The 12,477-nt window shown below is 35.3% G+C and carries 11 protein-coding genes; 3 read left to right on the forward strand and 8 right to left on the reverse strand.

The annotated features are described in order from the left end of the window. Positions 1 to 135: 135 nt before the first annotated feature. Entirely contained in the window at positions 136 to 1,065 is a 930-nt protein-coding gene (locus tag L2586_RS22930; protein WP_235295338.1) for a hypothetical protein, read from the forward strand. A 153-nt stretch (positions 1,066 to 1,218) separates the two neighbouring features. Here the strand turns inward: L2586_RS22930 and L2586_RS22935 are convergent, their stop codons facing one another. From L2586_RS22935 to L2586_RS22970, 8 genes are all read right to left on the reverse strand, one after another. Continuing rightward, positions 1,219 to 1,689 carry an acyl-CoA thioesterase gene (locus L2586_RS22935; RefSeq protein ID WP_235295339.1) on the reverse strand — a complete coding sequence of 157 codons (471 nt, stop codon included), beginning with the start codon at positions 1,687 to 1,689 and terminating at the stop codon, positions 1,219 to 1,221. After that, positions 1,689 to 4,394: a helix-turn-helix and ligand-binding sensor domain-containing protein gene (locus L2586_RS22940; protein WP_235295340.1), complete on the reverse strand. Its 2,706-nt coding sequence runs from the start codon at positions 4,392 to 4,394 to the stop codon at positions 1,689 to 1,691. The genes L2586_RS22935 and L2586_RS22940 overlap by 1 nt, the downstream gene beginning before the upstream one ends. 63 nt (positions 4,395 to 4,457) lie before the next feature. After that, a complete protein-coding gene (locus L2586_RS22945) occupies positions 4,458 to 4,964 on the reverse strand; it encodes a dihydrofolate reductase (protein WP_235295341.1) in 507 nt (168 codons plus the stop codon). Then, the gene (gene mrdA, locus L2586_RS22950) at positions 4,964 to 6,814 is read right to left on the reverse strand and encodes a penicillin-binding protein 2 (protein ID WP_235295342.1); all 1,851 of its coding nucleotides are present in this window, start codon (positions 6,812 to 6,814) and stop codon (positions 4,964 to 4,966) included. The genes L2586_RS22945 and mrdA overlap by 1 nt, the downstream gene beginning before the upstream one ends. 2 nt (positions 6,815 to 6,816) lie before the next feature. After that, positions 6,817 to 7,338: a hypothetical protein gene (locus L2586_RS22955; protein WP_235295343.1), complete on the reverse strand. Its 522-nt coding sequence runs from the start codon at positions 7,336 to 7,338 to the stop codon at positions 6,817 to 6,819. Next, positions 7,331 to 8,143: a rod shape-determining protein MreC gene (gene mreC / locus L2586_RS22960; RefSeq protein ID WP_235295344.1), complete on the reverse strand. Its 813-nt coding sequence runs from the start codon at positions 8,141 to 8,143 to the stop codon at positions 7,331 to 7,333. The genes L2586_RS22955 and mreC overlap by 8 nt, the downstream gene beginning before the upstream one ends. Positions 8,144 to 8,212: 69 nt before the next feature. Next, a complete protein-coding gene (locus tag L2586_RS22965) occupies positions 8,213 to 9,244 on the reverse strand; it encodes a rod shape-determining protein (protein ID WP_235295345.1) in 1,032 nt (343 codons plus the stop codon). Between the two features lie 157 nt (positions 9,245 to 9,401). Further along, complete coding sequence (locus tag L2586_RS22970; protein WP_235295346.1) at positions 9,402 to 10,673, reverse strand: M16 family metallopeptidase; 1,272 nt, start codon at positions 10,671 to 10,673, stop codon at positions 9,402 to 9,404. Positions 10,674 to 10,772: 99 nt separating this feature from the next. On the opposite strand from L2586_RS22970, the gene dnaN reads away from it, so the two are divergent. Continuing rightward, positions 10,773 to 11,888, forward strand: a complete 1,116-nt coding sequence (gene dnaN, locus L2586_RS22975) for a DNA polymerase III subunit beta (protein WP_235295347.1) — start codon at positions 10,773 to 10,775, stop codon at positions 11,886 to 11,888. Between the two features lie 10 nt (positions 11,889 to 11,898). After that, entirely contained in the window at positions 11,899 to 12,471 is a 573-nt protein-coding gene (gene nadD / locus L2586_RS22980; protein WP_235295348.1) for a nicotinate (nicotinamide) nucleotide adenylyltransferase, read from the forward strand. Positions 12,472 to 12,477 lie beyond the last annotated feature (6 nt).

A 12,477-nucleotide genomic window follows, 5' to 3' on the forward strand; every position in this document is an offset into this window, starting at 1 on the left:
GCATGTAGCTAAAGTAATAAACTGGCAGCTAAAAATTGTTAACATTATAGGAATTAGCAAAGCCCCCCTACCTTCCCTGCCATTTTCTTCCTATTTTTATCAACAAAAATTCAATAAATAACAAACCTCAATATCATGGTTCCTGAAAAATATATCACCCAGTTACTGCATGACATCAATGCGGCTCATAAAAAGCTGGACGATTCTAATTCAGATAAGACCACTTCATTAAATGATCTAGATGATGGCTTGGAAGCTCACTTTCGAGAAGTTGAAAATTACCTGGAATTCGACTATGAACATGAGCCTACCTTCGGGCAGATAGTTGACCTGGAAGCCATCCGATTTCCAAAAGCAGAATTGTTGAATGATGATCAATTGCAAAGGTTGCTTTCTGCTTTTTATGAGCTTCTGAGTTCGTATAATATCTCTGTGGATTTGCCTAAAAAATTGCCAAATAATATCAGGTATACCCTTTCCTTAAAGATTTTGGATGAATCCATTTTCTTATCTGATAAAGGTCATATAGGATGGGAAGTTTGCACTGTAGAAAGTCAGTCTTGTCCTCTTGGAGAGTTTTGCAGCTGCATAGAAATTGAGGCCGAAATAGAACAAAGCATGATAGAAGCAGAGGAGTTTTTAAATGAAATCATAGCATCAAGTCAAGATCTTATTCAACAATTTGGTCAAATGGAACTTAGGATTGGAAATCCAGCTGAAAATACGGCAGACAATCTTTGCATTGTTTTCGGCGGAGGCAATGACCATGTGCCTTTTGAGATTTACCAGAATGCCACAGAACTTGAAAAAGCTAAAGAGGGTCTTCAAAAGCTCTTCCGAAATGATCCAGAGATTTTTAGCTTATTTGATAATATAAGTGAGATGAACATTCATAAAAATTTAGAGTTGCTTTTTTCTTTGAAGGTAGAGAAAATAGAAGGAAATACAATCTATGTTGAGCCATACTATATTAAAGATGGGCTGATTTACAATGGGCATTTAAAGTTATATACTCCAGAAGAGTTGATGAATAAACTGGAATCCGATGATGGGAAAGAAAAGTAGTTTATCGATCGCACCAGAATTACTACTACTTCGAGCCAGCAAAAACTCATAGCATCACTGAATGTGATACGATGATTTTGCTTGCTTTCTGAAAGCAAAATTTGTGTACCAAAAAAACAAATCTATACAAAGAAAAACAACTCTTACCCCTCTTTACATTGGTCTCGCATCCGCATCCCTAAGTTCCTCCTTAGGGATAATCTTATAATTCTCCGACTTCGGAAGTGAGGCTAAGACTTTAGCTAGCGCTTCTGGTGGTGCAATCATCTTTCTAAGCCTTAGATCTAGAAAAGCTATCAACGTATAAGCTAAAAAGCAATTCTCACCCTTTTCATTATAGATTCGCTGCTCTAACCGCATCATTCCACCATTTTCAGATTCTCCAGCATTTGTGATTTTTACCGTAAATTTCTGATCCGGATGCACTTCCTTGAAATAGTAACTCTTTTCCCATAGTACTATCGGGCCCAATTGATGCTTCGCCATCTCGTCTAAGCCGAATCCATTATCCACAAAAAAACTCATCCTCGTATCTGTGATATACTTCACGTATGCTGAGGAAGTTAGGTGCATATTAAGGTCTATTTCCGACCATCTTACTTGAAAATTCTTTTCGAATGCCATTATAATTTCTTTAAAAAATCAGATAACACTACATCGTTATCTAATTCTAGTTTTTTTCTTAATCGATACCTGCTTATTTCCACACCTCGCACTGTAATATCTAAAATAGGTGCAATATCTTTCGTAGTAAGGTCCATTTTTAAAAGATTACAAAGCCGGATATCTTTCTTGGTCAAAGATGGAAATTTAATCTTCAACTTCGCCATGAAATCTGGATCTATCATCATTTCTTCTGGCTGCTTGCGATCTGATTTTATCTTTTTTGTTAATTTTTTAATCGCCTTTTTTACATCTGGGTTATCGTTTTCTTCGCCGAGCTTTTTCAATTGTGAATTAATATCTGACTCATTAATCGCGCTTAGTAACTGGGCGCTAATCACCGCATTTTTCTCCGTGAGTTCTTTGATAACTTTCTTCAGCTCATCATTCTCTTTCATCAGCAAGTCTAGTTTTTTTCTACGCCTTTTAAAGAGAATCGTTCGGATCCAAATGAATATGATAAACAGTAAAAGCCCAATTGCTGCGACAAGATATTTGGCCCAGTCTTCATAATACCATTCCTGATTAATAATTAGCGGAACCACAAGCGTGTTACTCACGTTTTTCATTCCCACCCTGGCTTTGGCCTTCAGGCTATTAACACCTCCTAGCAATTCAACATTACTCTCTGAATTCTCAGACCATTCGGTCCATTCTTTGTCATTAAAACTGAAAGCGTATTCCACTGTTTCTTCACTCCCGAATAAGTTGGTGCTAAAGCTTAACGCAACATTATTGTTCGTCCTATAAAATTCATAAGTATTGATTTTATTAGGATCTTTTACGAATATCAGCTCATCAGAAACTGTATTTTCAACTTTGTATAAGCTGATTTTTAACTTTTCGGGGTGGTCAATTTTTGCCTTGTCAATCTTAACAAATCCATCTGTTCCATTGATTAGATAATTCCTTGAATCCAAACCATAAATGAGTGGCGTTTCTAAGTTTACGTAATTTACAAGCTCAGGGATCCTTATCTTCTCAGCTGATTTCTGAACGCCCTTGTCAATTATTCTAATAAGTCCAACTTCCGACTTGGAGATATACCAAATGTCTCCCGTTTCATCTTGATATAGCAACTGAATATTGCTGTTTTCGCCAAGCAAATCATTATAGACATCACTCTTTTTGAAACGATCTAGTTGCTTATTCAATTCATAGATGCCTTCATAAGTCGAGATTACGGGTTGACCATTGATAAGAAAAATACCATTAATCTTTCCTATGGGTAACTGATCTAATTCATACCTTTTCGGCGATATGGTAAAAAGTTCTTTATCAAAATCCAACAAGTAAATTCCAGATTTACTACTGTATGCCCATAATCTTCCATTGTCATCTTTCACAACTTGTTTTACTTCTTCTTCTAATCCATAGATGTGATTAGCATATTCCCATCGATTATAGTTTTTCTCATATAAGTTTAGCCCAGATTTACTGGCCTCTATAAGTACATCGTATTCTTCCAGAAATAAGAGTTGATTACTGAATGGCTCTGGAGAAATCAATTTCTTTTGATCGAAGAGTCCTTCGTCAGAAGCGATTAAAAATGGTCCTCCAAAATTCCCTAGATCATTTACTGCAGCATCAAGTAAGGTCGTGTAATTTCGATTAAATCCACTATTACTGAACTGTAACCATGAAGTCGAATATGCACCCTGGTTAGTTCCGAAGTAAAACTTATCATTTATTTTAACTGCAACTCTTCCTTTTTCTTCTTCGATGGGCATAAGTTGGAAAGGCGAATCTGTTCTGATGACCGAAACACCGCGATCCGTAGAAATCCATAATCGATCAGATAAATCTGCATAAATATGGTTTATTTCACTCTCTAGATCTATGGTTCTAATTAATGCTCCATCCAAATTTAGTTGCTGAATTTCCTGATCTGAAGATTGTATAAAAAGACCGTTTTGATTGTAGACTGCATTCTTGAATGCGCCAGGAATCTTCCTTTTAGGTCTCCAATCCGTAAAGTGATCACCGTCATACATGACTATTTTTCGCTCGAAAAAAACGATAAAGCGACCATCTCTTAAGTCGATGAATTTTTGGACGCTTTCTGTTTTATAGATTTCACTTCCATTTATTTTTCGAAACCCATTGCCTGCATAAATGAAAAAACCTTCAGTAGATCTCTGAATGATGATGTTTTGATTAAACTTTCCTGAAAATTCAACATCCGTGAAATTGTAATCTGTGATTTCGTCACTAATTTTAATGATTCTATTGTCTATATGGAAAAGTGTCCCATCATTATATGGAATGATCTTATTTAATTTTGTAAAACCATCGATTCCATGTAGGTTGTTGCTTAGATCTATAAATTGAAATTTGCCAGTGGAATCTTCCCCTAATTTACCAAAATAATCTTCCCCTCCTAATATGATATTTTCATTATAATCTAAGGCAAGTTCAGTAATCGGTCGACCATCATCGTAATAAGATTGCCAGTCATTTCCTTTTAATATCCGAATTTCATCATCTCCTCCACTGTAAAAAGTGCCAAATTTATCCTTGGAAACGACATTGCTTTTAAATTGCTCTCCATCTTTTTCTGTCAATTTAGTCAATGGTAGGTTACCAACTTCCTGAGCAAATGAAGAAATTGCCAATAATAAGAATGAGAAAGTAAATAGCTTCAATTTCAATGACTTATACCTCAAATGTAAGAGTTTGATGTAATGGAAATCCTACTAATAAACTGATGATGTAGGTAATGAAGTATGTTATTCTTCAGAATTAACTTTTCGTTCATATACTTTAAATACAAAATCGAACGGATTGTTTTCATCTTTTTGATGAGCTTCTTCAGAGACAAGTGTCCATTCCTCATAATTGACTGGTGGAAAAAATACATCCCCATCAACTTCTTCATCTATTTCAGTTATGTAAAGTCGATCCCAGTAATCCATACTTTGCTTGTAGATTTCACCACCTCCGATGAAAAAAACTTCTTCTTCTTCATTTTCGAATGCAATAGAAAGACTTTCCTCTATGGTATGAGCCACGATACAGGAAGATGAAATATAAAATGGATCTCGTGTTAGAATGATATTGGTTCGCTTCGGCAATGGGTTTCCCATAGCTTCGAAGTTTTTCCTACCCATAATTACGTGGTGATTAATAGTTTTTTTCTTGAAATATCTCATGTCCTTTGGCAAGTACCAAGGCATTTCATTATTCTTTCCTATTACTCCATTTTTTGCTACAGCAACTATACTTGATACTATCATTATGTCTTGTCGTCTTCTAACAAGTTCGCGTTAAGTTCTCTTTCTAATATCCAGTTTCTATTCTCCGCGATCTTTTTGTTTAAATATTGTTCTATCATTAAGCTGGCAATCGGTGCGGCATGTGAGCCTCCCCAACCTCCATTCTCTATAAATACAGCGATGGCGATCTTTGGGTTTTCTTTCGGCGCGAACGCAAAGAAAACAGAGTGATCTTTTCCTATATTCTGTGAGGTACCTGTTTTTCCACAAACTTGAATTCCTGGGATTTTTGCTAATGGCGCAGTTCCTGCTTCGATTGCCATCTCCATTCCATCTATTACAGGACCATAAAATTCTTTATTGATATTGACCTCGTTTTTAACCTTGTACTTATCAGGAATATCTCTAGTCTGACTGCTAAAAGATTTCACAAGGTGTGGCTTGTAATAGTATCCTCTATTAGCTATGATTGCGGCGAGATTAGCCATCTGAACCGTAGTTAACTCCAGCTCACCTTGACCTATACCAATAGATAAGATGGCCGTTGATCTCCATGTTGCGCCATTCTTGTTATATAACTTATTGAAATACTCTGAACTCGGCAAATTTCCTTTATTCTCTGAACTAATATCTACGTCCAGTTTGTCTCCAAGCCCGAATTCTTTTAAATGATCCATAACCATATCGAGTCCTTTGCCCGGATTAGTATATCCATATTTTTCGACCATTTCACGCATGATCTGGTAGAAATAAGAATTACAAGAATATTGAATCGCACCTGCGACTCCCCATGCTTTATTATGTGCATGACATTTCTGGTAAAAATTTCTTGCTACTCGATAAGAGCCATCACAAGGAATGGAACGATTAACCGTTGTCAGTCCCTCTTGTAAGGCAATTAGTGCCATGACAGGTTTCAGAATAGACCCAGGAGGATATTTTGCTTGAACTGACCGATCAAATAATGGCCGATTAAGAGAATCTGTATTCATTGCTCTATAGATGCTATCTCGATTACTTGAGATCGACATCTGATTAGGATCATATGAAATCGAACTTAATGCAGTTAATATCTCTCCAGTGGAAGGATCAATAGCTACGATACTTCCTCTTTTATTTGCCATTAGAGCTTCGCCAAATTTCTGAAGCTCGAGGTCTAATCCAGTGATCAAATAATCTCCGGGAACTGGGTATTCATTAAGATTACCACCATCAAAAACTTCTACATTTCTTCCTAGATTATCTCTTAACATGTACTCTACACCCTTCTTTCCTCTCAGTTCTTCTTCATACATTTCTTCTAAACCTACTAATCCCTTAAAATCACCTAACTCATAAACACCTTCAGAATTATTAATTTGACTCTGATTTACCTCTCCTAAATAACCCAAAACGTGGGCAGAGCTAGTGTGAGGATATGACCTTACATTCCGCATCTCTGTGAAAAACCCGGGAAAACGGAACATGTGTTCTTGAAGAACTGCATATTTCTCAGGGGAAATATTATTTTTTACTCTAAATGGAGTGGATTTACTAAATCTCGGATCTCTCCAATTTTTATTAATGAGTATTTCGAATGTCTCTTTATCAATATCAAGTAGTTCGCAGAATAACATGGTATCCATCTTTGGATCCAGTTGATTGTAGACAAGTTTTAACTCATAATTAGGCTCATTAGCTGCGAGCAATTTCATGTTTCGATCATAGATCAGACCACGTGTAGGGTAGAGCTTTTTTTCATTAAGTGTAGTTCTACGAGCTTTATCTTTAAAAGAAGAATCTAGTAATTGAATTTGTGCAGCCTTTAGTGTAAGTACTAGTGCGCTGAAAATAAAAATGCCAAGAATGATATTTCTTTTAGTCTGTTCCAAAATTAGTATTTTGGTCTAATGATAAATTGGTAGATCATCATAAATATAATCGATATTATAAAGCTAAATATTGTATTCAACACAATATCAAAGAAGAATACAAATGAAAACGCTTGCATCGAAAAGTACCATAAAAGGTGAGCAAAGGTAAGAATAGAAGTGTATATAATGATCCAAGAAATGTCAAAATGGTGTAAACTTGGAATTTCGTTAATGTTATATCCGCCTTGTGGCTCTAGAAATTGTAAAACTGGTTTTCTGAGATACGCTGTAAACACTGCAGCACTTGCATTCAGACCCGGACTGTCATAAAACATATCTACACTAATTCCCATTATAAATGCCGCAATTAAAATAGACCATCGAGGCATATTAAGAGGAAGGAGCAGAATAAATAAGTGGTAAATGATTATATGGAGATAGTCGAATTCACCAATCCTAAGGTCGATCCCTTTTAAAACCAAGCACTGAACAAGCAATAGTACTATAAATCGGATTATATTTCTTAAGATAGAATTATTCATCAGCCTCTAGTTCTAATTGTTCCATTGCCTTTAGATTTTCAATTACGTAAACATAATCTAATCTAGAGATATCATTATTAAGCAAAACTTCTAAGGATAGGAATCCATTCCGTTTATCTTGTTTTACATCTTCTACAACGCCTACAAATAAATCTCCTGGAAAAATAGTAGAATATCCACTTGTAATGACAGAATCTCCTTGTAAAACCTCTACGTGAGGAGGAACAGCATTCATCGTTAATCGCTTCACTGAACGACCATCCCACTGTAATTCACCGATCTCTTTAGTCCTTTTTAATTTGACAGAGATATTAGTTTGTAAGTTAAGAAGTGAAATTGCTGTAGCATAATTAGAAGAAACATCGCTGATGATTCCTACGATGCCTTCATTATTAATAACACCTTGGCCTTTCTTTATTCCTTGATCGGCCCCTTTATTAATTGTAATTTTATTGTTCTTCTGATTGATGGAATTGTTAATTACAGCAGCAGGCATCAATCTAAACCTTCTTATCGAGTCTACTTTTTCCTCAGGTAATTGGATGACACTTTTTAAGTTGATAAGTTCTTCTAAAAGTTTACTATTCTCCTCCGCTAATCGATCATTCTTATCTCCTAGTTTAAGATACTCCGTAAATGAATTATACCTTTTCAACATAGAAGCGGACATAATATTAGATGAATTAATATAAATGCCTTTCTGTTCTTGGTTGTAATTAACGATTAGATAAATGCATAAAATCTCCAGTACTATAAATAAAATTAGATTGCCAACACGAGCAAATAATAATAGGAGGTTTTGCATTTATTAATATTCTTCAAAGAATCAAATTAAGGAGCATGGCTCTTATCCATGAAATCTCCAGTAATCAAATTATATACTTTTTCTATCAATTAAGAAAGTAAACCGTTTAGCATTTTTCAGCGCAATTCCTGTTCCAAGAACAACCGCTCTCAATGGATCTTCTGCAATATGTACAGGAAGCTTAGTCTTTTCAGCAATTCTTTTATTCAGACCTCTAAGTAATGCTCCACCACCTGTTAGATAAATTCCTCTTTTATAAATATCGGAAGCTAACTCTGGAGGAGTATCTTCTAGCGCTTTAAGAATTGCTTCTTCTATTTTAGCAATAGACTTATCAAGAGCTTCTGCTGTTTCTTCGTAGGAAACATATACTTGCTTCGGAATCCCAGAGATTAAATCTCGACCATTCACGGCAATTTGTTCTGGTGGTTCTTCCAATTTAGGAAGTGCTGAGCCAATGTTTATTTTTATACTTTCTGCTGTTCTTTCACCGATAAGCAGATTGTGTTTTCTTCTCATGTGTTCTACGATATCCATCGTAAATTCATCACCAGCAGTTCTAATAGACTGATCAGTAACGATTCCAGATAATGCAATTACGGCAATTTCTGTCGTTCCTCCTCCTATATCGATAATCATGTTTCCTATAGGAGCTTCCACATTTAACCCGATACCAAGTGCTGCTGCCATTGGTTCATAAATTAAATAAGTTTCCTTAGAGTCCACGTGATCCGCTGAATCAAAAACTGCACGTTTTTCTACTTCTGTAATACCACTTGGTATACAGATCATGATTCTCAAGTGTGTAAAAAAACGTTTTCTGTCAGGAATTTGATTTATCAAGCCTTGAATCAATTTTTCAGCCGCTTGGAAATCTGCAATTACACCATCCTTTAGAGGTCTAACTGTTTTTATATTGTCGTGAGTCTTCTCGTGCATCTGCATAGCCTTAGTCCCCACAGCGATGACTTCACCAGATTTTCTGTCAATAGCTACTATAGATGGTTCATCCACAACGATCTCGCCATCCTGTATTATCAGGGTGTTTGCTGTACCGAGATCCATAGCGAGCTCTTGTGTAAAAAAATTAAAAAACCTCATTTAAGTTAAAGTGTTATTTATCAATTATAAATGATTTTTACCTTACATTTTCAAAACCGCGAAAATTACGCAAAAAAGATATCATTAAATGGTATTACTTATTTATTTTCGTCTTAATTGTATCATATCTTATTCTATCATACAAATTGTGTACCAATTAACCGACTGAAATGGTCCACATTTCATCTTCATTCAAATATCTATTTGCTAAGACTTGCAATTCCTCGGAAGTCACATTCTTTATCGTTGAAACTAAATTCGAAAAGTAATTTTCAGGTAAATTTGAAAGTACGATCGATTTTAGAAGTCGCCCTGTATTAAATGGTCCATCAATAAAGTTTAAGATACGGCCCATTAAGTAATTCCTAACCATGTTTAACTCTTCCTCACTAATTAACTCCTCTCTCAAGACCTTCATTTCATGGTAGATCTCATGGAGGGTTTTGCTAGCATACTCATCACTTACTTCAGTACCGATCATGAAAAGTCCATCGTGTTTCATAACATCTACTTCGGAGTAAATATTATACGTATAACCTTTCTCTTCCCTAATATTAGACATTAGTCTTGAGCCGAAATAGCCACCGAATATAGCATTGAGAACATATATGCCCGGATAGTCCGCATGACTTCTTTTAAAGAGTTTTCTCCCAATCTTTATCGCAGTCTGAAATTCTTGATTGGCTGAAATTTTAATTTTCTCTGGTTTAAGATTGATATCCTTAGGTACTTTTTCTTCTGGACTTGCAACTAGGAAACCATTTCCAAAATATTTGTTACATACTTCTAAGTGCTCAGTGGTCACCTTTCCACTTAGGAAAATTGTACAGTTGTTGTATCCGTAATTTTTCTGATAGTGTTGCACTAAATCTTCTCTAGTGAGTGCTTCATAATCAGTGATTTCTGAATTGTATCCATATGGATGGTCTTTGGAAAATATAGATTCTGTAATGCTACGGTATGCGATTACGTCATTTTTGACCAATTCTATTTTAAGCCTTTCGGAATTTGTTTTAATATATTTCCTTAATTCTTCTTCCGGAAATGCAGGTTTCGTAACCACTTCATGCAAAATTGGAATTAAGGTTTCGAAATGCTTGCCTAGGCAAAATAGACTAACGGAGCAGCTATCTAAGTTTTCGCTGGTTCTTAAAGTCGCACCGTAATAATCTACTTTGTCAACAATTTGCTTCGAATTCATGAGCAAGCTGCCTTCCTTAATCTGGCTATTGCATGCTCTAGACACTACTTTTTTTAGCTCGAAGGGTCTACCTGCTTCGAAAACAAGTTCAATTTTTATAATATCTTGCGTACCTTGAGAGATCGAATACAAGGACAGTCCGTTGTCTAAAGTGATCTTTTCGAAGTCGGGTAATTCCACTCGATCGATCATTTTTATAGGTGGACCATTTTTTCTAAGATTTTCCATAAGATCGCAAAGAACCTAAAAAATAATCATACCATATAGCGAATAGTTAGGAATATTGGTATTTAGAATTATTTTTGTGGTACTTTAAAATAAGTGAATATGAAATTTTCTGTTTCTTCTTCTGAATTGCTCAAAAATCTTCAAGTTGCCAGCGGTGCAATTGGCTCTAATCCTGTACTTCCTATATTAGAGGATTTCTTGTTTTCTATCAAGGATAATACATTGAACATTCGCGCCACAAATTTGGAAACAACTATTATTTCTGAAATGGATGTGAATGCAGAATCTGATGGTTCTGTTGCCGTTCCTGCTAAAATCTTGCTAGATACATTAAAAGCACTTCCGGATCAGCCGATTACTTTCGCTCTAAATGATGATAACAGAGCAATCGAGTTAACTTCAGCTTTCGGAAAATATAAACTTGCTGGAGAAGGTCCTGAGGATTTTCCAGAATTGCCAGAAGAAGATGATGTTAATTCTATAGACATCAATACAGATATTTTATCTAAAGCAATTAACAAGACTTTATTCGCAACGAGTAACGATGAGTTAAGACTTGCGATGACAGGTGTATATGTGCAGATCGATTTTAATAAAATTATTTTCGTAGCAACAGATGCGCACAAATTAATCAAGTATACTTTCGGAAATATTAACAGCGATCAAGCTGCTTCTTTTATCATTCCGAAAAAAGCGATGACGCTTATTAAGAATGCTATTAGTGGAAAACAAGATGTAAAGCTTAGTTATAATAAAACGAATGCTTTTTTCAATTTCGGTGTAACTAGAATTATTTGCAGGTTAATCGATGCGAAGTATCCAGATTATAATGCAGTGATTCCTGTAGATAATCCGAATGATATGTTAATCGGACGAAGTGATTTCCAGAAATCACTGACAAGGATTAATATCTATGCTAATAAAACAACAAATCAAGTTATCCTTAACATCAATGATGGCTCATTAACAATTTCAGCTCAAGATCTTGACTTTAGCAATGAAGCAACTGAACAACTACCATGTAATTATACAGGAGATGCGATGAACATTGGGTTTAATGCCAAGTTTATGATCGAGATGCTTAACGTGATCGAATCTGATGAGGTTAAACTAGAAATGTCTACTCCTAGTAGAGCAGGTATTCTACTTCCTACAGAAGAAGATGAAAATGAGCAATTGTTAATGCTTGTTATGCCAGTGATGATGAGTCACTAATACCGTTTCTATGAAGATCGGATTGTACTTTGGTTCTTTTAATCCTGTTCATGTGGGCCATATGATTATCGCTAATCATATCGTGCAGTATACAGATATGGATCAATTGTGGATGGTGGTTAGTCCACATAACCCTCATAAAAACAAGAAGAGCTTAGCTAAAGATTATGACAGACTTCACTTGGTAACGTTAGCAATTGCTGAGAATCCTAATATAAGAGCGTCTAATATTGAGTTTTCACTTCCTAAGCCTTCGTACACCATCGATACCTTGACTTATATAAAAGAGAAATACCCAGACCATGAATTTAGTTTAATCATGGGAGGTGATAATCTAGGAAGTTTTCACAAGTGGAAAAACTATGAAATCATACTTAAGAATCATGATATCTATGTTTATAAAAGGCCATCTTATGAATTAGGAGAATTAGAAAATCATCCTAGAATTTCTATTGTTGAAGCACCAATGCTTGATATTTCTTCCAGTTTTATAAGAAATTCGATAAAAAATGGTCGATCTATTCAATATTTAGTTCCCCAGTCCGTTTTCGAATATATCGAATCGAATAAAATGTATACATAATTCCAT

This window comes from Portibacter lacus, assembly GCF_021533215.1.
Taxonomy (GTDB): domain Bacteria; phylum Bacteroidota; class Bacteroidia; order Chitinophagales; family Saprospiraceae; genus Portibacter; species Portibacter lacus.

Bases quoted from the DNA above. Each gene is read 5' to 3' on its own strand.
- nadD (WP_235295348.1), top strand. From the start codon at position 11,899: ATGAAGATCGGATTGTACTTTGGTTCTTTTAATCCTGTTCATGTGGGC.
- dnaN (WP_235295347.1), top strand. From the start codon at position 10,773: ATGAAATTTTCTGTTTCTTCTTCTGAATTGCTCAAAAATCTTCAAGTT.
- L2586_RS22955 (WP_235295343.1), bottom strand. From the start codon at position 7,338: ATGAATAATTCTATCTTAAGAAATATAATCCGATTTATAGTACTATTG.
- L2586_RS22930 (WP_235295338.1), top strand. From the start codon at position 136: ATGGTTCCTGAAAAATATATCACCCAGTTACTGCATGACATCAATGCG.
- L2586_RS22965 (WP_235295345.1), bottom strand. From the start codon at position 9,244: ATGAGGTTTTTTAATTTTTTTACACAAGAGCTCGCTATGGATCTCGGT.
- L2586_RS22970 (WP_235295346.1), bottom strand. From the start codon at position 10,673: ATGGAAAATCTTAGAAAAAATGGTCCACCTATAAAAATGATCGATCGA.
- L2586_RS22935 (WP_235295339.1), bottom strand. From the start codon at position 1,689: ATGGCATTCGAAAAGAATTTTCAAGTAAGATGGTCGGAAATAGACCTT.
- mreC (WP_235295344.1), bottom strand. From the start codon at position 8,143: ATGCAAAACCTCCTATTATTATTTGCTCGTGTTGGCAATCTAATTTTA.
- L2586_RS22945 (WP_235295341.1), bottom strand. From the start codon at position 4,964: ATGATAGTATCAAGTATAGTTGCTGTAGCAAAAAATGGAGTAATAGGA.